This is a genomic window from Streptomyces sp. NPDC096040 (assembly GCF_040303265.1).
Lineage (GTDB): Bacteria > Actinomycetota > Actinomycetes > Streptomycetales > Streptomycetaceae > Streptomyces.
In genome coordinates this window covers 241179-263337 of sequence record NZ_JBEOTA010000002.1, presented here as the reverse complement: position 1 = coordinate 263337, position 22159 = coordinate 241179, and the positions used below count along the sequence as shown (strand labels likewise).

General features: G+C 72.3%; 20 protein-coding genes and 1 pseudogene. 9 read left to right on the top strand and 12 right to left on the bottom strand.

The features are described 5' to 3' along the window. Positions 1-29: 29 nt before the first annotated feature. Both ABTY98_RS03020 and ABTY98_RS03015 read left to right on the top strand, forming a co-directional pair. Entirely contained in the window at positions 30-407 is a 378-nt protein-coding gene (locus tag ABTY98_RS03020) for a DUF4180 domain-containing protein (protein WP_352219096.1), read from the top strand. Between the two features lie 95 nt (positions 408-502). Then, positions 503-1417 (top strand): SDR family oxidoreductase, encoded by a 915-nt coding sequence (locus tag ABTY98_RS03015; protein ID WP_352219095.1) that lies wholly within the window; start codon positions 503-505, stop codon positions 1415-1417. A gap of 12 nt (positions 1418-1429) precedes the next feature. On the opposite strand, the gene ABTY98_RS03010 is transcribed toward ABTY98_RS03015, so the two are convergent. Continuing rightward, positions 1430-1966 (bottom strand): hypothetical protein, encoded by a 537-nt coding sequence (locus ABTY98_RS03010; RefSeq protein ID WP_352219094.1) that lies wholly within the window; start codon positions 1964-1966, stop codon positions 1430-1432. 50 nt (positions 1967-2016) lie between these two features. Here ABTY98_RS03010 and ABTY98_RS03005 point away from each other — a divergent pair, with 50 nt between their 5' ends. Then, entirely contained in the window at positions 2017-2835 is an 819-nt protein-coding gene (locus ABTY98_RS03005; protein WP_352219093.1) for an SDR family NAD(P)-dependent oxidoreductase, read from the top strand. Here the strand turns inward: ABTY98_RS03005 and ABTY98_RS03000 are convergent. Next, positions 2821-3125 (bottom strand): annotated as a pseudogene (locus ABTY98_RS03000) (aspartate aminotransferase family protein); the annotation flags it as partial. The gene ABTY98_RS03005 and the pseudogene ABTY98_RS03000 overlap by 15 nt on opposite strands. A 188-nt stretch (positions 3126-3313) precedes the next feature. Here ABTY98_RS03000 and ABTY98_RS02995 point away from each other — a divergent pair. Next, positions 3314-4009, top strand: coding sequence for a L,D-transpeptidase family protein (locus ABTY98_RS02995; RefSeq protein ID WP_352219092.1), 696 nt, complete (start codon positions 3314-3316; stop codon positions 4007-4009). Positions 4010-4036: 27 nt separating this feature from the next. Here the strand turns inward: ABTY98_RS02995 and ABTY98_RS02990 are convergent, their stop codons facing one another. Then, on the bottom strand, positions 4037-5239 hold the full coding sequence (locus ABTY98_RS02990; RefSeq protein WP_352219091.1) for a Gfo/Idh/MocA family protein: 1203 nt from the start codon (positions 5237-5239) through the stop codon (positions 4037-4039). Positions 5240-5380: 141 nt separating this feature from the next. On the opposite strand from ABTY98_RS02990, the gene ABTY98_RS02985 reads away from it, so the two are divergent. After that, on the top strand, positions 5381-6529 hold the full coding sequence (locus tag ABTY98_RS02985) for an ROK family protein (RefSeq protein WP_352219090.1): 1149 nt from the start codon (positions 5381-5383) through the stop codon (positions 6527-6529). Between the two features lie 142 nt (positions 6530-6671). Then, positions 6672-6860 carry a hypothetical protein gene (locus ABTY98_RS02980; RefSeq protein WP_352219089.1) on the top strand — a complete coding sequence of 63 codons (189 nt, stop codon included), beginning with the start codon at positions 6672-6674 and terminating at the stop codon, positions 6858-6860. A 79-nt stretch (positions 6861-6939) separates the two neighbouring features. Here the strand turns inward: ABTY98_RS02980 and ABTY98_RS02975 are convergent, their stop codons facing one another. Continuing rightward, the gene (locus ABTY98_RS02975; RefSeq protein WP_352219088.1) at positions 6940-8313 is read right to left on the bottom strand and encodes a S1 family peptidase; all 1374 of its coding nucleotides are present in this window, start codon (positions 8311-8313) and stop codon (positions 6940-6942) included. A gap of 190 nt (positions 8314-8503) precedes the next feature. Here ABTY98_RS02975 and ABTY98_RS02970 point away from each other — a divergent pair, with 190 nt between their 5' ends. Together ABTY98_RS02970 and ABTY98_RS02965 are read left to right on the top strand one after the other, a co-directional pair. Then, the gene (locus tag ABTY98_RS02970; protein WP_352219087.1) at positions 8504-9676 is read left to right on the top strand and encodes a MalY/PatB family protein; all 1173 of its coding nucleotides are present in this window, start codon (positions 8504-8506) and stop codon (positions 9674-9676) included. Between the two features lie 36 nt (positions 9677-9712). Further along, positions 9713-10108 carry a PPOX class F420-dependent oxidoreductase gene (locus tag ABTY98_RS02965; RefSeq protein WP_352219086.1) on the top strand — a complete coding sequence of 132 codons (396 nt, stop codon included), beginning with the start codon at positions 9713-9715 and terminating at the stop codon, positions 10106-10108. Between the two features lie 60 nt (positions 10109-10168). Here the strand turns inward: ABTY98_RS02965 and ABTY98_RS02960 are convergent, their stop codons facing one another. The 4 genes from ABTY98_RS02960 to ABTY98_RS02945 form a co-directional block, all read right to left on the bottom strand. Continuing rightward, on the bottom strand, positions 10169-12931 hold the full coding sequence (locus ABTY98_RS02960; RefSeq protein WP_352219085.1) for an alpha/beta hydrolase: 2763 nt from the start codon (positions 12929-12931) through the stop codon (positions 10169-10171). Between the two features lie 214 nt (positions 12932-13145). Continuing rightward, a complete protein-coding gene (locus tag ABTY98_RS02955; RefSeq protein WP_352219084.1) occupies positions 13146-13532 on the bottom strand; it encodes a nuclear transport factor 2 family protein in 387 nt (128 codons plus the stop codon). A 51-nt stretch (positions 13533-13583) separates the two neighbouring features. After that, positions 13584-14018: a Zn-ribbon domain-containing OB-fold protein gene (locus ABTY98_RS02950; RefSeq protein WP_352219218.1), complete on the bottom strand. Its 435-nt coding sequence runs from the start codon at positions 14016-14018 to the stop codon at positions 13584-13586. A gap of 183 nt (positions 14019-14201) precedes the next feature. Then, the gene (locus ABTY98_RS02945) at positions 14202-14945 is read right to left on the bottom strand and encodes a TetR family transcriptional regulator (protein WP_352219083.1); all 744 of its coding nucleotides are present in this window, start codon (positions 14943-14945) and stop codon (positions 14202-14204) included. A 176-nt stretch (positions 14946-15121) separates the two neighbouring features. Between ABTY98_RS02945 and ABTY98_RS02940 the strand changes: the two genes are divergently transcribed. After that, positions 15122-15853, top strand: coding sequence for a peptidoglycan-binding protein (locus tag ABTY98_RS02940; protein ID WP_352219082.1), 732 nt, complete (start codon positions 15122-15124; stop codon positions 15851-15853). 288 nt (positions 15854-16141) lie between these two features. Here ABTY98_RS02940 and ABTY98_RS02935 read toward each other — a convergent pair whose 3' ends face one another. The 4 genes from ABTY98_RS02935 to ABTY98_RS02920 form a co-directional block, all read right to left on the bottom strand. Continuing rightward, on the bottom strand, positions 16142-18505 hold the full coding sequence (locus ABTY98_RS02935) for a SpoIIE family protein phosphatase (RefSeq protein WP_352219081.1): 2364 nt from the start codon (positions 18503-18505) through the stop codon (positions 16142-16144). 87 nt (positions 18506-18592) lie between these two features. Then, positions 18593-18976: a hypothetical protein gene (locus ABTY98_RS02930; protein WP_351696863.1), complete on the bottom strand. Its 384-nt coding sequence runs from the start codon at positions 18974-18976 to the stop codon at positions 18593-18595. Between the two features lie 428 nt (positions 18977-19404). Next, positions 19405-20328: a MurR/RpiR family transcriptional regulator gene (locus ABTY98_RS02925; RefSeq protein ID WP_352219080.1), complete on the bottom strand. Its 924-nt coding sequence runs from the start codon at positions 20326-20328 to the stop codon at positions 19405-19407. A gap of 133 nt (positions 20329-20461) precedes the next feature. Beyond that, a complete protein-coding gene (locus ABTY98_RS02920) occupies positions 20462-22138 on the bottom strand; it encodes an ArnT family glycosyltransferase (RefSeq protein WP_352219079.1) in 1677 nt (558 codons plus the stop codon). Between the last annotated feature and the right edge of the window lie 21 nt (positions 22139-22159).

Sequence of the window (22159 nt, the reverse complement as noted above, 5' to 3'; positions counted from 1 at the left end):
CACCGCGGGGCGCCCCTACCATCACGCCCATGACCTCCACAGCCACGCTCGTGACCCTGCACACCACCCGCGTCCTGCGCTGTGCCCCCGACGGGCCGGCGCTCGACGGTGAGAGCGCCGCGCTCGATCTCGTCGGCGACGCGATGGGTCAGGACGCGGAGCTGGTCGCCGTCCCGGCCGAACGGGTCGGGGACGAGTTCTTCCGGCTCCGCTCGGGGGTCGCCGGCGCGGTGGCGCAGAAGTTCGCGAACTACCGGCTGCGGCTGGCCGTCGTCGGCGACATCTCCCGGCACCTCGCCGGCAGTTCCGCGTTGCGCGACTTCGTGTACGAGGCGAACCGCGGCCGTCAGCTCTGGTTCCTGACCGACGACCGCGAACTGGAGGATCGGCTGCGTCCCACCGGGTGACGTGCGGCATCCGCCAGGAAAAGGCGACAGGAGATGTCAGGCTTCCGCGCGATCCTCGACGGAGACAGCGAGAGATCACGCATCGGAGGCCTGACATGCCCGGACCGCTAGACGGAAGGGTCGCGCTCGTCGCGGGGGCGACGCGCGGCGCCGGACGCGGCATCGCCGTGGAACTGGGCGCGGCGGGCGCCACCGTCTACGCGACGGGACGCTCCACCCGCGCCCACCGCTCCGAGTACGACCGCCCGGAGACCATCGAGGACACCGCCGACCTGGTCACCGCGGCCGGAGGGCAGGGCATCGCCGTACCCACCGACCACCTCGAACCCTCCGCCGTACAGGCCCTCGTCGACCGGATCGCCGCCGAACAGGACCGTCTGGACGTCCTGGTGAACGACATCTGGGGCGCCGAGAACCTCTTCGCCTGGGACCGCCCGGTATGGGAGCACGACCTCGACAACGGGCTGCGGCTGCTCCGGCTCGCCGTCGAGACACATGCGATCACCAGCCACTTCGCCCTGCCGCTCGTGCTGCGCCGGCCTGGCGGCCTGGTCGTCGAGGTGACCGACGGCACCGCCGACTACAACCGCGACGCCTACCGTGTCTCCTTCTTCTACGACCTCGCCAAAACGGCCGTGTTGCGCATGGGCTTCGCCCTGGGCCACGAACTCGGCCCGCGCGGTGCCACCGCGGTCGCCCTCACCCCCGGCTGGCTGCGCTCGGAGATCATGCTCGACCATCACGGCGTCACCGAGGAGACCTGGCGGGACGCGCTCGACCGGACCCCGCACTTCGCCATCTCCGAGACCCCGCGCTATGTCGGCCGCGCCGTCGCCGCACTCGCCGCCGACCCGGACGTGGCCCGCTGGAACGGACGGTCCCTCTCCAGCGGCGGCCTCGCCCAGGAGTACGGGTTCACGGACCTGGACGGCAGCCGGCCGGACGCCTGGCGGTACCTCCTGGAGGTGCAGGACGCGGGCAAGCCCGCGGACGTCACCGGCTACCGCTGACCCGGCACGCCCTCATCCGTCGGAGACCGGCCGGGTCGGCCAGAGCGCCGGATGACCCGGGGGCAGCGCCAGGTCCTCGCGGACGGCGGTGTAGTACCGCTCGCGGCAGGCCCGCTGTCGCTCCAGCAGGTCCTGCCAGGCGTCCGGGTCGACCGTCCCGCCGCGCATGAACCGTTCCATGTCCATCACCGTGGTCACCCACTCCCGTGCTCGCTCCACCACGTCCCGGCTGCCCAGCATGATCAGCGCCTCCCCGGCCGGATCGCGGCCGTCGGTGGCCGCGGCCAGCAGCGGCTCGGCCTCGGCCGGGGAGAGCGGATGCGGATGCGGGTCGTTGCCGAGGTGGGCGGCGACCCGGTAGGTGAGGTTCACCGATTTCTTCAGCGCTCGCGCGTAGTCGCCATAGACCGCCAGCCGCCGCTCCTCCCAGCGCGCCGCCCGCTCCTGCCGGAACCGGACCTGATCACCTCGCACGACGGCGAGATACGAACCGAGCGCGCCGATCACGACGCCTATGAGGGCCGGGAGTTGCTGCAAGAACGCGGACATGCCCGCACGCTATCTGTCCTGTTGATCCTTCCGCCCGTACGGTCGTTGCCATGACCGGACTCAATCGCTTCGCGGGACACGGGGTTCTCGTCACGGGCGCGGCCCGCGGCATCGGCGCGGCCGTCGCCCGGCGGCTGGCCGAGGAGGGCGCACGGGTACTGGCGACCGACCGGGACCTGCCCGAGGCGGAGCGGACGGCTGCCGCGCTGCGCGAACAGGGGCTGGCGGTCGAGGCGTTCGACTGCGACGTTTCCGACCGGGGCTCAGTGGAGGCCGCCGTCGACCGTGCCGTCGGCGCCTTCGGCGGACTCGACGTGCTGGTGAACTGCGCCGCGCACTGCACCCCGGACGTCCCCCTCTTCGAGGACCAGTCGGACGACGGCTGGGACCTCGACCTCGACATCACCCTCACCGGCGTCCACCGCTGCTGCCGCGCCGCCCTTCCGCACCTGGCCGCCTCCGGCCGGGGCGCCGTCGTCAGCGTCGGCTCCGTCAACGCCGGGGCCGACTTCGGCAACCACGCCTACAGCGCCGCCAAGGCCGGCCTCGGCTCGCTGACCCGCACCCTCGCCGGGCACGCGGCCGCACGCGGGGTCCGGGTCAACCTGGTGGAGCCGGGCACGGTCCGCACCTCGGCGTGGGCGGGACGTGAGGACGAACTGGACGCCCTGCTGCCCCTCTACCCCCTCGGCCGGGTCGGCGAGTCGGAGGACGTCGCCGCGGCCGTCGCCTTCCTCGCCTCCCGCGACGCCGCCTGGATCACCGGCACCACCCTCCGCGTCGACGGCGGTCTCACCGCCGTCCACAGCGGCTTCCACGCGGCGCTGCGGCCGCACCGGGAGGCCCGGCACACGTCACAGGGCGGCTGACGCCGCCGTGCCCGCCGCCAGCACCCGCCGGGTGTCGTCCTCGGTGGTCCGCCAGTTGCCGAACGCCGCCCGCAGCGCCGGCACCCCGCCGTACACCGTCGGGGTGAGGAACGTCCCCCCGGACGCTGCGAGGGCCCGGGCCAGGGCGTCCCCCCGCGCCTGGGTGGGGTTCTCGGCGAGGGTGAAGCAGACTACGTTGAGCCGGACCGGGCCAGCAGCCGCAGGCCCGGGAGGGCGTCGATGCCCGAGCCGAGGCACCGGGCCAGGGCGACGTCGCGCTCGACGATCTCGCCACCGGCCGCTCGCCAAGACCGGCCAGCTCGTCGGCAAGGGTGCGGTGCATGGACGGCAGCCCAGGCCGACCCCGATGCCGAAGTTAACCGTTTCGTCACAGCCTGGCCGGGGCTACAACCAATGCCCTCGATCGGCCGGTCTAGGACGACGAGATAGCAGCACACAGGAAGGAGACAGACTTCACATGGGGGACATACGCAGACGAGGTGCCGTCGTACTCGGCGTCACCGGACTCGTGGCACCGCTCACGCTCGCCCTCACCGCCGCCCCGGCGCAGGCCGCGAGTTGCACCACGCAGGCGGGGCCGTACCAGAAGCAGGTGGAGAAGTTCCTCGGCCGGCCGGTGGACGGCAAGCAGTCCGCCGCCGACTGCAAGGCGATCAAGGCTTTTCAGGACAAACACGGCATCACGCCCGACATCGGCTACGCCGGGCCCGTCACCTGGGGCGTGATGGACCTGATGAACAAGCAGAAGGCCGTCGGCAACAAGCCGAACAAGGACGGCAAGTGCCCCACCAACAAGGGGCGCATCGCCTGCGTCAACCTCACGCTCCAGCTGAGCTGGATCCAGGACGGCAGCAAGCTGGTCTACGGCCCGGTGCCGGTCCGTACCGGCCGTAACGGGTACGAGACCCGGACCGGTCTGAAGAAGATCTACTGGCGTGACATCGACCACGTCTCGTCCGTCTACAACGTGCCGATGCCCTACAGCCAGTTCTTCGACGGCGGCCAGGCCTTCCACTCGGTGGGTCTCAGCATGTGGAACCCGCCGGGCTCGCACGGCTGCGTCAACATGACCACGACGGAAGCCAAGAAGTACTGGTCCCTGCTGAAGAACGGCGACGACGTCTACGTGTACGGCCGCAAGCCGGGAACCTGACGGCACCCGGCCCGGCCGCGCCCCGGCTCAGCTCTCCGGGGCGTCCCCGAAGTCCGGGATCTCCAGCCTGGCCCCGCCCTGCCGCGCGGACTCGTGCGCGATGATGCCCGGCAGGGTGTAGCGGGCGGCGACCCATGCGTTGACCGAGGGCAGGGCGCGCGTGTTGACGGCCGTCACGAAGTCGTCGACCAGGAAGTGGTGGCTGCCCTCGTGCCCGTTGTGCAGCGCGTCGAACTCCCGCGGCAGCCGCGCCCGGTCGTGCACCGGCGCCGACCCGGAGGTGAACGCCGCCCGCAGCTCCGGCGCGATGTGCTGGAGTGAGGGATCGTCGGGCGACATGGTGGGCTTGGGCTCGAGGAGCTCGCTGATGTCCTTCACGCCCTTTTTGTCCTGCCACAGCGCGACCGTCGCCAGCTGCTCCATGCTGGCCTCGGTCCCGAAGAACCGGAAGCGTGATTCACGGATGTGGGACGGATAGCCCACCCGCCGGAACTCGTTCGTACGGAACGACCCGCCGCCCGCGACCTCGAACAGCGCGGTGGCGTTGGACACGTCGTTGCCGAACTGGCTGACGTCCTTGTCGAAGACACCGTCGCCTCGGTCGTCCACCACCCCGATCGCCGACACGCTCACCGCGTGCGTCCGCCAGGCGCCGAGCACCCCGCCCACCGCGTGCGTCGGGTAGAGCAGCGGGGGATAGCTGGCGGTCGCCTTCCAGTTCTCGCCGCCGCTGTAGCGGTACGCGTCGTAGAAGCCCAGGTCCATGTCGTGGACGTAGTCGCCCTCGGCGTAGAACAGCCGCCCGAAGGCACCCTCGGCTATCTGGTTGCGGGCGTGCACTGTCGCCGGGTTGTACTGGCTGGTCTCGCCCATCATGTACGTCAGGCCGGTCGCCTTGACCGCGTCGATGATCGCCGCGATCTCCTCGGTGGTGATCGCCATGGGGACCGCCGAGTACACGTGCTTGCCGGCGTTCAGTCCCGCGAGGACCAGCGGGCCGTGCGTCCAGCGCTGGGTGAAGATCGCGACCGCGTCGACGTCCGCCGACTCCAGCATCGCCTCGTACGACGGGAAGGTCCCCGCCAGTTTCTGGGCGGCGGCGAGCTGCTCCGCCCGCTCGGGCAGCAGATCGGTGACGTACACGTCACCGACGCCGGGATGGGCCTGGAACAGGGTGGCGAACTGGCCGGAGAACTGGCCGGCGCCGACGATGCCGATTGAGAAAGTCATGGCGGTTACTTTTGCTTCGGAAGAATCTAGTCGTCAAGGGGTGGACGGAAGCAGAAGAGACATCAGGAGAGCGCCTCTGCGGCGCGCCGGTCGCACAGTAGGGTGGACGGGTTACTTCAGCTACGGAAGAAAAGGGATGCCGTGTCCGACTGGCTGCCGCTGAGCCCCGCGGAGCGTTCCGTGGCGATCGAGGTGCTCGTCCACGGACCGCTGTCGCGCACCGAGCTGGCCCACCGGCTGAACCTCTCCCAGGGCAGCCTCACCCGTCTCACCAAGCCGCTCATCGAGTCCGGACTGCTCGTCGAGGCTCCCTGGGCGGGCGCCCTCGCGGAGGCGCGCCAGGGCCGCCCCTCGCAGCCGCTGGACGTGGTCGCCGAGTCCCGCTCCTTTCTCGGCTTCAAGGTCACCGACGAGGCGGTGTACGGCGTTGTCACCACCCTCCGCAGCGATATCGTCGCGCGCCTCGACCGGCCCCTCACCAGCCACGAACCCGAGCAGGTCGCCGACCTGCTGGCCATGATGACCGCCGAGCTCGCCGCCGGGCACCCCGCCGTCGCGGGCATCGGCATCGGTGTCGGCGGGTTCGTGCGCGAGCACGCGGTGGTCGGCGAGTCGCCGTACCTGCGATGGCGTGACGTCCCGCTGGCCGCGTTGGTACGGCGGCGCACAGGCCTGCGGGTCGTGGTGGAGAACGACGTGGCCGCCCTGGTCGAGGCCGAGACCTGGTTCGGTGCCGGCCGGGGACTCGACCGCTTCGTCGTCCTGACCATCGGCGCCGGGATCGGCTACGGGCTGGTGCTCGGCGGTAGGCGGGTGCCGTACGCCGAGGAGGACCGGGGCTTCGGCCGCCACTGGATCATCGACCCGCAGGGCCCGCTCACCCCGCAGGGCGAACGCGGCAGCGCCGTGTCGCTGCTCACCATCCCCAGCATCCGCTACCAGATCCGGGCCGCCACCGGCCGTGACGCGTCGTACGAGGAGATCCTCGCCCGCGCCGCGGAGGGCGAGCCGATGACCGCACGGGTGATCGGCGAGGCCGGCCGGGCGCTGGGCACCCTGCTCGCGCAGATCTCCAACTTCGTCATGCCGCAGAAGATCCTGCTCGCCGGGGAAGGGGTCGGCCTGATGGAGGTGGCCGGGGACACGGTGCGGGACACCGTCAGCGCCCACCGCCATCCGCTCGCGGCGCCGATCCGGCTGGAGACCAAGGTCTCCGACTTCCACGACTGGGCGCGCGGCGCGGCCGTGCTGGCGATCCAGGTGCTGGTGCTCGGTGGGGACGGGGCCTGAACCGCTGTCTCCGCCCGGCTGTCCGCCGCCGCACGGCATCGAACTCCCGTGTCCCCTTGACTCATTGACGTGATGAGTAACACGGTCCGATATGTTCGTATTCGATCGCACTTACTCACGGTGCCTTCACGTCGACCGGCATATGCTTCACACCATGTCCACCACTGTTGAAGCCGTCACCGAGCGATCGGCCGACGAGGTCAACGAGGAGATCCGGGCCCTGTGGCTCCGGTCGGGCGGGACACTGAGCACCGAGCAGCGCGAGGAATACCGGCGGCTCGTCCTCGAATGGGCGGCCGCGTCCCCGCACCAGCCGGACCAGGCGGCCTGACCGCCCGTCCCGGGCACCCGTCGGGACGGGTGCCCTTCTCGTAGGCCCGTGGGTCCTTCGGCAGCCCCGGTCCCCGCCGTCAGCCCCAAGTAGCCGAGTAATAGCGCTGGTAAGCCTTACGGTCCTGCTCCGCGCGGAAGTAGCGGGTCGCGACCAGGGCGACCAGGCTGCCCCCGATCACCAGCAGACCCGGGCCGACATTGCGGGTGTCCGTGAGCCGGGCGACCAGACCGGTGTCGCCCGCGTTGCCGACCGGCGTCGACGAACCCGGCGACGCCGCGCTCGGCGCGATCGCACTGTGCGTGGCAGGCGTCGAGGGCGCCGGCGAGGCGCTCTGCCCCCCGGTCGCGTTCTGCGTCGACGCGATCAACTGCACGTTCAGCGCCGCCATCGCCCGCGTCACCGGCTGGAAGAACGTCACCCCGCCCGTGGTGCAGTCACCACTGCCGCCCGAGGTCATGCCCAGTGCGATGCCCTCGGAGAACAACGGACCGCCGCTGTCGCCCGGTTCGGCGCACACGTTCGTCTGGATGAGCCCGGTGACCGTGCCCTCCGGATAGTTGACGGTCGCGTTGAGCGCGGTCACCGTGCCGTCGTGCAGCCCGCTGGTGGAGCCGCTGCGGAACACCCGCTGCCCCACCGTCGGATCGGCCGCCCCCGTGATCCGCACGCCCTGGCCGTTGCCGATGGCGACCACGTCGGCGTTGTCACCGGCCTTCCCGTTCGCGTACTGGATCAGTGAGAAGTCGCTGCCCGGGAACTGTGTGTTGATCGTGGTGCCCAGCTGCTGGTTGCCCTGGTCGTCGTCGAACCAGACGGTGTTGGCTGGACCGCAGTGACCGGCGGTGAGGATGAAGTCGGTCTGCCCGTTGGTGACGTTGAACCCCGCCGAACAGCGGCCGCCCGTCGACAGGATCGGCTGCGCGCCGTTGAGCCGGGTGGTGAACTTGCCCTCCGAGCGCTGCATCTGCACAAAACTGCCGATGCCCGCGGCGACCCGGCTCAGATCCGACCAGTCGGAGGCGGAGACCGTGCTGTCGGCCTCCACCATCACCCGGTTGGTCCGGTAGTCCACCGCCCACGCGGTACCGGCCACGCGAGGCGCCGCACGCAGCGTGGCGGTGGCCGCCTTCAACTCGTTCATGCTGTGCGACACCATCTTGGCCTCGGCGCCCGCCTGCTTCACCATCGCCGCGGCCTGCTCGTCGGTCACCGCGACCACCGGCTTGCCGTCGGCGCCGATCCAACTGCCCGCCGTACGGGCCGCACCGAGCTTGGCCACCAGCGCGGCGCCGGTGTCACCGGCCTTGGCGGCGGAGCTGAACGGGACGGCGGACGCGCCGGGAGTCTCGCTCGCCATGGCCGTCGTGACCATCGCGCCTCCCAGAAGGAGTCCGCCGACCGCCGCCAGCTGTGTCCCCCGCCGGACGACCCGTCGTCGTGCGTGCCTCATCCATGGCTCCCGAAACCCCGAACGCGCGGTGTCGACACCGCGGGGCCCTCCGGTCGTCGAGCGCCCTGCTCTCCATACGGGGCCGGCCCCGAAGGCGTTCAGCACCACGGTGATCTTTGCGATCCCATGGCGGTACGACGTGGCCGTCCGACGCGTTCCCGGGCACCCCGAGGCCGCCTATCTTGACCCCATGACCAGCATCCCGCAGGAGAACCCGGACGAACCGAACCCGCTGCGCGCCCTCACCCTCGACCGGCTGCGACGCCGTACCAGCATGAAATGGCACACCTACCCGCAGGACGTGCTCCCGGTGTGGGTGGCGGAAATGGACGTGCCGCTCGCCGAGCCGGTCGTGCGCGCGGTCACGGACGCGCTGGAACTCGGGGACACCGGCTATCCCGCGGGCACCGGCTACGCCGAGGCACTCGCCGCGTTCGCCGCCAAACGCTGGGGCTGGCACGGGCTGGACGTGGCCCGTACCGCGATCGTCCCCGACGTCATGCTCGGCGTGGTCGAGATGCTGAGACTGGTCACCGGGCCCGGTGACCCGGTGGTCGTCAACTCGCCGGTGTATCCGCCGTTCTACCAGTTCGTCGAGCACATGGACCGGCGGGTGGTGGAGGCCCCGCTCGGCGCCGACGGGCGTATCGACCTGGACGTCTTGGAGGAAGCCTTCCGCGGGCTCGGTGGCGGGCGGGCCGCCCATCTGCTGTGCAGCCCCCACAACCCGACCGGCACCGTCCACACCGCCGGGGAACTCACTGCCGTCACGGAACTCGCCGAGCGGTACGGCGTCCGGGTCGTCGCCGACGAGATCCACGCCCCGCTCACCGCCCCGGGCGTCGACTTCGTGCCGTATCTGAGCGTGCCGGGCGCCGAGCGCGGCCTGTCCCTGATGTCGGCGTCCAAGGCCTGGAACCTGGCGGGCCTCAAGGCCGCGCTCGGCGTGGCCGGACCCGGTGCCGCCGCCGACCTCGCCCGGATGCCGGAGGAGGTGAGCCACGGCCCGAGTCATGTCGGCGTCATCGCCCACACCGCGGCCCTCACCGACGGCACCGCCTGGCTGGACGCCCTGCTGGCCGGCCTCGACGAGAACCGGCGCCTGCTCGCCGAACTCCTCGACCGCCACCTGCCCGCGATCCGGTACCGGCCCGCCGAGGCCACGTACCTCGCCTGGCTGGACTGCCGCGCCCTCGGACTCGGCGACGCCCCGGCCGAGGTCTTCCTGACGCGCGGCCGGGTCGCCGTCAACTCCGGTATCTCCTTCGGGACGGGCGGCGCCGGGCACGTACGGCTCAACCTGGCCACCTCGCCCGAGGTGATCACGGAGGCGGTACGGCGGATGGCGGCGGCACTGGCCTGAGGCGCCGCCCGGCGGCGCGCCTCCTACACTTCCGGCATGGACGACACCACCGGGACCGACCTCGACCGGCTCGGCGCCGGCAAGTACCTGCTTGTCACCAGCTACCGCAAGGACGGCACCCCCGTCCCCACCCCGGTCTGGGTGGTGCGGGACGGAGACACCCTCGGCGTCTGGACGGCCGCCGACACCTGGAAGGTCAAGCGGATCCGCCGCCGCGCCGATGTCCGGGTCGCCCCCTGCGACCTGCGCGGACGCCCGACCGGCGACCCGGTCCCGGCCACCGCCGAGATCGCTGACGCGCCCACCACCGCCCGCTATCGCGACCTCATCGCCCGCAAGTACGGCATCACCGGCCGCCTCACCCTGCTCGGCAGCAGGCTGCGGCGCGGCCGCGAGGGCACCGTCGGCATCCGGGTGACTCTCGCGCCCTGAGGAGGCCGTATCTCCCAGGGCGCGAGGAGCGCTGCGAGGCGGCCGGCAGCGCGAGGAACGCTAAGAGGCGTCCAGCACGGTGCCGTTCAGCACCAGACCGTCCGGCAGCGGCTCACCGTCGTCGCCGGTCTGCCGGAAACTGACCGACTCGGCCGGTTCACGGACCCGGTCCTCGACGGTGGGCACGGTGACGTCGAGGCTCGTCTGCCCGGCCGGGATGTCCAGCCACAGGTAGAAGCCGTCCACCCTGGACAGCGGCCGCTCCGGGTCGGGTTCGGCGCCGGATGCCTCGGCCAGCCAGCGCGGGTCGACGTCCTTGGTGGACAGCTCCGGACCGCCGCCGGGCGGAACCGGGACGAACGGCGCACCGATGTCCGTGTCCGCGGCCTCGGACAGCGAGATCCGCCACTTCAGCGCCGAGCCCTCCGTCACCTTGTCCGCGAGCGGGGTCACGGTGACCGTGGGCGCAGGGTCGTCGTTGCGCACGGTCAGCCCGCCCCGGTAGGAGCCGACGACCGCCCCGTGCACGGCCTTGACCAGTACGTCGTACGGCAGGTCGGCCCCGAAGCGGGTGTTGCCCCGCACCTCGACCGGTACGTCGACGGCGTGGCCGCCGGGCCGCGCGGTGACCAGGCGGTCCTTCGCGGTGCCGGTCGCCGGGTCGATGACGTACACCCGTACCTGGCCGCTGCCCCGGCCGGACACCCGCACCGGGACGTGGTAGGTGCGTACGCCCGAGTCGCCCTCGTCGACCGTGAGACGGCCGACGTCGACGCGCGGCAGCGCGGCCGCCCGTACCGCCGGGGTGCCCGGCCGCCAGCCCCAGGCGTCCATCAGCCAGGCCCGTCCCGAGGCCGAACGCGGGGTCAGTTCGAGGGACTTGACCGAACGCAGATCGACGCCGGCCCGGCGCGCGGCGGTCAGTGGCACGCGCACTTCACGCGCCCAGTAGGACGCGGTGCGCTCGCTGCCGGGCAGCCCGTCGACCCGGATCCGGCCCAGCGTCGCCCTACGGCCGTGTGCGTCGGTGACGGCCACGTCGAGTTCGGTGCCCTTGGTGTTCGGGGGCACGAAGACCCGGAGCGCGAGCGCGTCGGCGCCCCGGAGGGAGAGCGGCCGCGCCACTTGTACGCGGGTCGCCGCCCCCGCGGCCGTCCAGCGCAGCGCGACCGCGTTCCGCCCTGCCTCCCGGGCCGTCTCCCACTGTGCGAAGTGCGGCGAGGCACCCTTGGCGCCCTCGCCCAGGCAGGCCACCGCCGGGTCGGGATCGGCCGCGGCGCACAGCCGGCCACCGGTCACGGTCACCTCGCCGTCCGGCAGGAACCCGGCGCCACGGTTCGCGCCGACCGCGTGACTCAGCACGCGGGCCGGATCCGCCGACGGCGCCCGCCGCCCCGAACCGTCCAGCAGTGGACGCACCTTGTCGTCACCCGCGACGAACAGCCGGGCCGCCGCCGCGATGTACGTCGAGCCCGCCCGGTGCTGCTGGTCGGCGGTCAACCGCGTCGCGGTCCCCTTGGAGCACACCGGGTCCCGCTGGTCCGGGTCGTCGTAGAAGTCGTCCTCGGCCGGGGCCTGCGCCTGCCCAGGCGTCCACTCGGTGTTGAAGAAGTTGTGGTTGGCGCCGATCACATAGACCGCGCTGTGCAGGGCCTTGCCGGCGCTGACCGCGCGGGTGCCGTCGACGTACACCTCGCCCTGGAGGTCGGAGACATCGCCGTCACAGCCCGGCAGGACGGTGAGCGAGGGCACGTCCGGCACCGGGTTCTGGCCGAAGACGGTCGGGCCGATCAGCACGGTGCCGCTGATGTGCCAGCGCACCTTGCCGTGGTAGCCGTCCTGGTCGGCCGGCGGTGGGTAGAGACTGTCCAGCGCGGCCCGGTTGACGCCCTCGCCGCCCCGCGAGTGGCCCATCAGCAGCACCCGCGACAGGTCGGCGCGGGGCGCCTGGCGCACGATCCTCGGCGCGTGCGCCGGGTGCTGTGCCCAGTCGGCCCAGTGCGCCAGGTGCAGCCGGATCAGCGACGAACGGGCCTGTGCGCCGCCGTCCTCGGCCTGCCAGTCCTGGCCGTTGATCCCGTTCGCCGAGATCGACACGGTCACATAGCCCTGAGAGGCCAGCAGCCGCTGGTCGCGGAGGTAGCCCCGGTGGCTGGGTATCGGGAGGGTCCCGGCCGGACAGGGCCAGGCGCCGGAGGCCTCCCCGTTGTCGCCGTGCGGGGCGTAACAGGTGGCGTGGCGGCCGTGCAGGAACAGCGCGAGCGGGCGCGGGCCGGAGACCCCGGTGGGCGCGACCACCACGGCGCGCATCTCGACGGGGACGGAGAACCCGGGCAGACGCACCGACTTGAGCTGGTACTCGCCGGTGGTAGTGCGGTAGCGGCCGGGCTTGCCCGGATCAACAGGGCCGGCGGGCAGCGGGGCCGGCGGCCGGGCGGCCGGGCTCGTCGCCGTGGCGGCGCCGGCCGGGGTGTCCAACCGCCGTCCCCCCGACCAGACCTGAAGGCCCTTCAGCTCACCGGCCCGGGCTCCTTCGAGGCCGAGCCGGAAGGTGTGCCCGTCCCGCTCCGGCTTCGGCACTCCCAACAGCCGCCCGTCCGAACGGAATTCAACCCGCGCGTCACCCATCGGCACCCGTCTGCCGGACCGCCACACCAGTTGGGGCGCCGACCGCCCGTCGTCGATGCGCCAGCCCGGGGGCAGCTTCCCGTCGGACTCGGTGGCAGCTGGGGCCGGTCGGGCGTGTGCGGTGGTGCCGGACACCCCTCCCGCAAGCGCGAGCACCGCGGCCGCGGTGACCCATATGCGCCGGGTACGGACCAATGTTCCCTCCTCAGAAGGCGAGTGCGGGCACGCCGGCCGTCCCGGGGAGCCCCTCGCGCCCCGGAGGACGGGGAGGGAAGACTGTGGGTTGCCTGTGAAGGAAGAAGGATTGGTTACCTGCGGGACGGGCGGCACCTGGTGAGCTCGGGGGCGGCCCGTCCCGCGGCGGCCTCCGCCGGGACCGGAGGGCCCGTGGTCCTGGACGGCGCCGCTGCTACTCGACGCCGGGCGGTACGACCGTGGCGTGGTGGTGGTACATCCGCCAGCCGCTCTCCTCGTCGCGCCTGCGCCAGAGGGAACTGTGCCGGGAGCGGCGGTCGCCGAGCCTTGCCTCGAAGGTCACATGCACCAGGCCCGGAGCCAGTACGACACCGCTCATGCCGGAGGGTTCGTAAACGGGGCCGTCCTTCGACGCGCCCGCCTTGTCCGGGAGTTCGGCGAGTAGCTGCTCGTACGTGTACCGCCGGCCGGACGCGCCGACCTCCACGAACTCCGGGTCGAGCAGCTCGCCCGCCCGTTCCCGTGAGGCGCGCACCTCGGGGTCCATGAGCCGCAGCTCGCCCGCGATCGCCGTCTCCACCTGGGCCGATTCATCGTCCATGGACGCATCCTCGCCCAGGTCACCGGCCTTCGCGCAACTGGTTTCGGACCGTCAGGTCCAGGCCCGGTAGGGCTCGTCGAGCAGTTGGAAGACCGGCTCGCCCCGCACCGGGTCCTTCGCCGTGGAGAGCCTGACCCGGTCGCCGCTGTGGATGCCGATCAGCGGGCCCATGACCCGGCCCCGCACGACGAATCCCTCGGCCATCTCGATCAGGGACACATTGCGCGCGGCAGGCGTGTTGCGGTGCACCACCGTGGCGTGGCGGACCGTGCCGGTGCCCTCGCTGCGCTCCGTGCGCAACTCGCTGCCCTGGCAGACCGGACACAGCAGCCGGTGGTACATGGCGGTGCCGCACCAGGTGCAGCGCTGGAAGACGATGGCGTCCTTGTGGTGGTCCGCGGGGCGGTGGTCCGCGGGCGCGGGGTCGAGAACGCTCGTCGCGAATCCGACCGCCGACTGCGCGGCGCTCGCTGAGTGGTGGTACACGCTGGTCAACTCCCTGCGCTCGCCCGGAATCCGGAATCCCGCGTGCCCGGACCCGGCCGCGCACGCCTGTGCCCGGTTCGCCGTGCGACCGTGCACGTCGACAGAGTATGGCACTCAGTGTCAGGCGTAAAGGCACTGCGTACCCCAAAATTGCGTCGATCTGGGCCCCGCGTACCGGCGCGGTCAGGCCCGGCCGAACGCGGTCTCGATCTCCTGCACCACCCGCCACAGCGGGGCGTCCCGCCGGGAGACGAGCACGACCACGTCGTCCGGGTGCTCCACCGGGCCGCCGAACAGAGCGGCCGACGCCCCACCGGGAGCGGGCCCGGCGGCCTCGGTGCCGAACGCGGCCTGCACATACCCGAGGGCGTGGTCGACCGGCGCCGCCGCGTCACCCTCGCCGTCCGAACGCAGCCAGGAACGCAGGGCGTTGTTGTGCGCCGCGACGACGGCCGCCGCGATCACGTCAGCCCGCAGCGTCCCGTCCGGGCGGCCGGCGTACCGGCCCCGCAGATACTCGGCCAGCGCACGCTCGTAGCGCCACACCACCGACAGTTCGTACGCGCGCAGCCCCGGAACCTTCTTGGTCAGGCGGTAGCGCTGCACCGAGAACGTGGGGTTCTCCGCGTACATCCGCAGCACCAGCCGCGCCGCGTCGCACACCCGCCGCACCGGCTCGCACTCCGGGTCGCTCGCCGCCAGGAAGGCGGTCATGTCGGCCAGGCAGCCCTCGTGGTCGGGGAAGACCACGTCCTCCTTGGACGGGAAGTAACGGAAGAACGAGCGCCGCCCGACCCCGGCCAGGGCAACGATGTCGTCGACGGTCGTCTGCTCGTAGCCGCGCTCCAGGAAGAGCCGGAAGGCCGACGCGACCAGGGCGTCCCGCATGGGCGGCTTCGCGGGCGGCGCCGTGCTGCTGGAGCTCATGGACGCGAACGTAGCATTCCGCCGCCCCTCATGGCACTCAGTGCACGCCGCACGGGGAACTGAGTGCAGTGCTCTGCTGCCTCTTGCGCTCGGGCTGAACCGATGGACCGGTCCTGCCGTATGTGTTCTCGGGGATCGCGGACACCCGTGCGTACGGGACGTAGAAGGAGAGCAGTGTGTCGACACCGCCCGACCCTGAGCAGCCGCACCGCGGGCCGGTCCTGGAACCGATCCGGGTCCTGCGCCCCCGCCGACTCGACGCTCTCGCGGAGCTGATGCGCGAGATCCGGGAGGAGGCGGAGGCCGGCGAGCAGGGGAGGGAGACCGGGAAGCAGCCGGGTCCGGCGGCCTTCGAGGCCTTCGACCAGGACCGGTGGTCCGATGCCGGCACCGAGGACGAGACCCAGGAACTGCCGCCCGTCACCGAGGGCTCGCGCACCGCGCAGGGCGGCCACGGGACCCGCCCGTCCCGCGCCTTCGGCTTCGGCCCGGGACTGCGCCGGGCCGCCGCCGTGGTGGCCGTCGGCGCGGCCGCCCTGGTCGGCTTCGGCTGCGCCCTCCTGCTGCCCGGCCGCGACGGCACCGCCGCGGCCGCCCAGCCCGCCCCGTCCGCCACCACCGCACCGGCCACCACCCCACCGGCCTCGGACACCTCCACCGACCCCGACGGGGCCGGCACCCTCCGCCAGGGCGACACCGGCCCCGAGGTCGTCGACCTGGAGCAGCGCCTCCTGCGCATCCCGGACGTCTACCGTGACGGCTCCACCGGCGGAACGTACGACGCCGCCCTCACCGCGGCCGTGGAACGCTTCCAGATCTGGTACGGCATCAGCGGCGACGAGCGCGGCGTCTACGGCGACGACACCCGCCGGGCCCTGGAGTCGCGCACCAGCCCGACGGACGGCTGAGCGGCGACGAACGGCCCGGTGAGCGGTACCGCCGGCCGCTCAGACGAGCATTTTCGAACGCCGGGCAATGGATCAGGAAAACGCTGGGAACGTGCGAGGAGCGGGCGTCACCATGGGCAGCCACCCGGCAGCCCCGTGCTGCCGAGCTCCCTCCGAACGACCCCGAAGGCCATGCCGATGAACGGCTCCCGCATCCCGGGCCTGCTGGTGCCCGCCGTGTTCCTGCTGGCCCTGGTGGCGGGCCTGTTCTGGTACTGGCGGCACCGCGACGACGACTGACCGCTCCGGCTACTCCTCCTCCGCCACCGGCACCCGGATGTCCAGCACGCACACGTCGTCGCGGCGTTCGCCCTCCAGCATCGCGGCGAGCAGCGCCTCCAGTGACCCGGGCTCGGCGGTGCGGACGGCTTCCGCCAGGCGGGTCAGGCCCATGTCGATGTCCTCGCCGGGCCGCTCCATCAGTCCGTCGGTGTACAGCAGCAGCCGGTCGCCGGGCTCCAGCCGGAACTCGGCGGACTCGTAGACCGGGTCCGCCGAAGCCCCGAGCAGCATGCCGTCGGGGCGGTCGAGCCGGTGGACCTCGCCCGCGCGCACCAGCAGGGGCGGCAGGTGACCCGCCTGGGCCCAGACGAGACGGCGCTCGGCGGGCTGATAGCGGGCGAGGATCAGGGTCGCGGTGGACTGGCTGTCGCGCGAGTGCAGGAGCAGGAAGTTCAGCCGGGCGAGCGCACCGGTCAGCGAGGAGCCGGTGCTCACCATGCCCTTGGCGGTGAACCGGAGCTGGGCCATCGTCGCGACGGCGTCGACGCCGTGGCCCGCCACGTCTCCGACGACGAACAGCGCGGAGTCGTCGGGAAGTTGGATGGCGCTGAACCAGTCGCCGCCGACATGCACGTCCGCCTGCGCGGGCAGATAGGCGACCTCGACGCGCAGCCCGCACAGCCGCACCGGTCCGCTGGGCAGCGGGAGCAGCGCGTGCTGGAGCCGGGCGGCCAGCGCGCGCTCGGCCTCCAGGACGCCGCGCTGCATCAGGATCGCCCGCTCGCTGTCCACCAGGGCGAGTTCGGCGCTGCGCTGCGCGGTGAGGTCCTGGACGAAGCCGTGCACCTCGACGACCATGCCGTCCGCGGCGGTCACCCCCTCCGCGACGGCCCGCAGATGCCGTACGCCGTTCCCGGTCCTGATCCGGAACGGGACGTCGAACGATCCGCCGGTGCGGGCGAGTTCGGAGACGGCGCGGGCCAGCGCGTGGGCGTCCTCGGGGAGGACCAGGTCCGGCAGCAGGTCCAGGGCCACTGCTCCGCGTCCCGGGTCCCGGCCCAGGATGGTGTACACCTGGGACGACCAGGTGACCTGATGGGTTATCAGGTTCCAGTTCGCCCAGCCGAGGTTGCCCAGCCGCTGCATGTCCGCCAGACGCTGTTCCTGCCGCGCCTCCATGTCGTGCTGCTGCCAGTTCACCAGCAGCCCGTCGCCGAGCCGCGTGGCCCGCACCGAGTAGACCGCCGTAACGGTCGTCCCCGCGACGACCTCCTCGTGCACGAACGGCTCACCCTCGTACGGCTCCCCGTCGAGCGCCTTCAGATACCCCTGCCACAGCGACTCGCCGGCGATCGAGGGATAGCTCTCCAGGATGTGCGAGCCGACCAGCTCGCGGCCGGTACGGCCGAGGATGTCGGCGGCGTTCGGGGTGGCCGCGTCGATGCGGTAGTCCTCCACCTTCCCGATGGCGGTGCGCAGCGGGGTCAGCAGGACCGCCGCTCCCGGCAGCGCGTCCAGCACCGTCTGCACCGTCCGGGAGAAGCCCGAGGCCAGCGGTTCGGCCGGCGATCCGAGGGCGGTGAGCCGGCCTGCGCACAGCCGGGCGACGGCCCGCAGCAGCTCGCGGTCCGCGGGCCCGAAGACCGCGTCCGGCCGGCGCAGCACACCGACGGCCACGCCGGTGGTGTCCCCGGTCGTCACCGGCAGCCAGGCCCGGGACAGCCAGCGCCCGTGCGGCTCGTCGATCAGCTGGTACTCCTGCCGGTCCTGGGCGAAGTGCTCCAGCCAGAGGGGCTCACCGGACCTGAGCGTCTCCAGCGGGGCGATCCCGCGCAGCGCCGGCAGCCGGTGCCACTGGGCGGCAAGGGTCGCGTCGACGCCGGCGTACCCCACGAGTTCGAGTCCCTGGCCGGGCAGCCGCCGGTACAGCAGCACCGCGTCGGCGCCGACCCCGGGGGCCAGGTGGTCGAGCAGCGAGTCGGCCAGCTCCTGTGGGGAGTCGACGTGCACCAGGGCCTTGCCGAGGCGGCCGAGCGTCTCTGCGGTGCCGAGCCCGGCGAGCGACTTCCGTGGGGCTTGTGGGGCGGGGAGTTCGGTGAGGGTGTCGAGGGCCGGGGGCACGGTGGGCGTCAGGGCGCCGAGGGTGAGCCAGCACTCCTCGAGCAGCGTGCGGCTACCGGCAAGGGCCCGCTGCAGCAGCGCCTCGTGCGCGGCGTCGGGGGAGCAGCCCGTGGTGGCCATCAGCGCGCCCTTGGCCCGCTCCACCACGGTGGAGGTGGCCACCTGGTCCCGCAGCCGGTCCAGCTCGGCGCGCTGCCGGGACACGACCTTGGCCAGAGCCGCCAGGTCGGCGACGGCACCGGTTCCGACCGGCGGCGCTTGCTCGCTCATCACGGATCGAGCATGTCACAGGAAGGAGCCTCCCCTCACACCTGTGCCGGATCGGTGAAGGATCGGGGTATCCGGGAACCGGACTGGTCAACGGCCGGTACTGTGCCCGACGAGCGCCTCGGTGACCACGCGGACACTGCGGGCGATGTGCTGGAGCTGGAGGACCTCCGCCGCGTACAGCTTGATCGTGTGCTCGATGACCGACTCCGGCAGTCCCAGCAGAGGTAGTTCGGCCCGCGCGGTCTGCAGCGCGGTGCGCGCCACCCGGATCTCGTGCTGGACCTGGATCTGCGCGTGCCGGGCGAGCAGCACGGGGTGACGGATCAGCGCCGGGTAGCTGGCGTAGCGGGCCGGCACCAGCTCACGCAGCCACTTGGTGGCGGAGCGCTCCCAGTCGTAACTGCCCGGCGTCTTGACCTGGCAGGGCCAGTCGGGACTGATGCGGGTGGTCGTCGTCAGGGTCATGATCATCGCTTCCGGGTGCGGCGTCGGGAAGGGTGGTCGACGGATGTCTGGGCGGCTCCGGCCTAGGGGATGGCCGGAGCCGCCGCGGGCGAATCGCGCAGGCGATGCCCGTTCGAACACCCCCGGCGCCGACGCGGGTAGGAGACGGCGGCAGGGGGCGTCCGTGCAGGGACCCCGGGCGTCGGCCGCCGGCGCTGCGGGTGGTGCTGCGTGCGCATGGGCGGTCCGTCGGTTTTCTCGGGGCGGGTGCGAGCGGTGCGTCCTCGGTGCGGAACGTGCCCGGAGTGGGCCGGGGTGATCCGTGAGCAGTATTTATATATGCCGTCCTGTTTGCAAGACGTATGAAAACATTCATGCTCGAATTGCGGTGAATGGTCCGCCTACGGGTTCCTGCGACGGGAGGGGAGGGACGGCCCGTACCCCGGGCCTCGGGCTCAGTCCTTGAGGAAGAACTGGTGCTGCTCGGCGACGTGCTCGTACTCCTCCAGGCGCGCCTGGGTGCGCTCGGGGTCGGCGTCGGTCATGGCCTGGAGCAGCGCGGCGGCCATCAGGCCGGGCGCCGCGTAGGTGTCGAAGACCAGGCGGGACCCGATGCCGGTGCTGAAGGTGACGTCAGCCTCGTCGGCGAGCGCGCCGAGCGCCAGGTCGGTCACCAGGGCGACCCGCAGACCGGCGGTGCGCGCCACCCGGATCGCGGTCAGCGTCTCCTGCGCGTGCCGCGGCATACCGAACGCCAGCACCCAGGTGCCGCCGGCCTCGCGCGACTGCAGCAGCGCGTCGTAGGCCACGCTGCCGCCCCGGGTCACCAGCCGTACGTCGGGATGGATACGGCGAGCGGCGTAGGCGAAGTACTCCGCCAGCGAGACGGAGATACGCAGGCCGAGTACGGTCAGCGGGGCCGACTGGGACAGCTCACGGCCGATCCAGATCACCCGGTCCGGATCGGCGAAGTCCCGGCGCAGATTCTCCAGGTTCTCGATCTCGGCGTCGACGGCCGCCTGGAGCTCGTTGCTGCGGTGCTCGGTGGCGGCACCCGTGCCGCCCGCCAGGGTGCGCAGCGCGATCGACTGGAGCCGCTCGCGCAGCGCGGGATAGCCGCTGAAGCCGACCGCCCCCGCGAACCGGGTCACCGACGGCTGGCTGACCCCGACCCGCTCGGCGAGGTCGGTGATCGACAGAAAGGCCGCCTCGGTGATGTGGTCGATCAGGTACTGGGCGATGCGCCGCTGGCCGGGGGAGAGCCGGGGACCGTCGAAGAGCTCGCGGAGCTGGGAGGTGGGTGCGGCCTCCGCCTCCGGCACGGTCTTGCCCGAGGTGATCGCGGATGCCTGAGCGCGAGCCTGCTGCGGCGATGGCACCGAAGCGCCTCCTTTGTCTCCCACGAGGACTCAACATAGCTCACGGCCCATGGTGACCAGGGGTTGTGCGCAGCGCCGGACCGCCCCGGGAGCCGAGGACAGAGCTTGCGCATCCGTCCCCGGGTCCCGGTGCTCAGCGCCGGTAGATGGTGATCGAATGACCGACGTCATCGATCGGACGGCTGCTGTCGATCAGTTCGGCCAGTCCGCCGCGGGCCTTGGCGACCCACGAGTCCGAGACGACCAGCAGCCCGTGCACCGTGCCGAGCGGCACCTTGCGGGGGTCGGCGGCATGGATGCCGTAGTACGACGGAACGCCACTTCCCTTGTAGACCAGCCAGATCCGCTCGCCCGGGTAGCGTTCCCTCAGCCGGTCGGCGAGCCGGCCCAGGTCCTGGCCCCAGTCCACGTTGGAGTCGTGCAACCGCAGATGCGTCTTCGCCGGGCCGCCGAACGCCTCGTTGGAGTACGGCAGATAGAACGGGAACGTCCGCAGCGAACTCACCGCGACGAACAGCACCAGCGCCCCGCTCACCGGCCGCGACCACCGCCACCGCAGCGCGAGCACCGAAGCCCCGCCCACCGCCAGGAACATCGGCACGAACACCGCGTACCGCGTCCCGAAGTCCCGCGACCCGGTCATCGCCGAGGCCAGCAGCACGGCCGGCGGCAGCAGTACATACGGCGCGGCCGGCCGCAGTCGGCGTACCGACGTCATCGCCACGGCGCCGGCCGCCCACAGCGCGAGCATGCCGAGCGGGGTCTTCACCAGCAGCGCGGCCGGCAGGTAGTACCAGCGGGAGCCGGTGTACAGATGCCCGAACAGAAAGCCCTGCCAGGGCAGGTCCTCGAAGGCGAACTGCACCCGCATGCCGTCCCGGTAGGCGCGCGGGAAGGGCATCAGGCCGGCCATCAGCCCGCGCAGCCCGTGGACGGCGGGCACGGGTTCGGCGGGCACGAAGCGCAGCCGCGGATCGACCGCGAGATACGAGAGCCAGACGACGGCGACGGCCGTCACGGCCATCACGGCTGACGCGGCGAGCACGCGCCGCAGTCTCTGCGGGCGGTCGTGCCACACCGTGACCACCGCCAGTGCCATCAGCACCGGGATCGCGGGCAGCGCGCTCATCTTCGTCGCGACCGAGGCGCCCAGGGCGACACCCGCGAGCGGGAGATACAGCCGGGGGCGGCGACGGGCCCGCCACACCAGCCAGGCCGATGTCAGGACGAACCCGGCCGCCGGGACGTCCAGCGTGGCCAGCGAGCCGTGCGCAATCACGTCGGGGGAGAAGGAGTACAGGGCGAGCGCCAGGAGCCCGGCGGCCGCACCGAGGATCTCGCGGGCGAAGGCGAGGACGACCAGACCGAACAGCAGTGTCAGGGCGATCATCGGCAGCCGGGCCCACAGCATCAGCCGCCAGGGGTCGTTGCCCGACGCGTACAGCAGATGCCTGCCCACCTGGCCCTGGCTGCCCTGGTACGACGGGTCGTAGTGCGGATCGGCGACCGCGACGCCGGCCATGACGACCAGCTTGCCGAGCGGCGGGTGCTCGGGGTTGTAGCGCAGCCGGTGTTCGTGCAGATAGTCGGTGGCCGTGGCGACATACACCGGCTCGTCGACGGTGGGAGTCTGCTGGACGGCGGTGGTCACCATCGCCACCGCCATCTGGGCCAGCAGCAGCGTCGCCAGGAGCGGCACCAGCCACCGGCGGCGGGCGCGCAGGGCGGCCCGCAGCCGGGCCATGGGGGCGGGTCCGGGGTCGTCGAGGTCGCCGGGATCGAGGACCGACTGCTGTTCGCTTGCCATCATCCGCCCCGCGGGGACACCGGG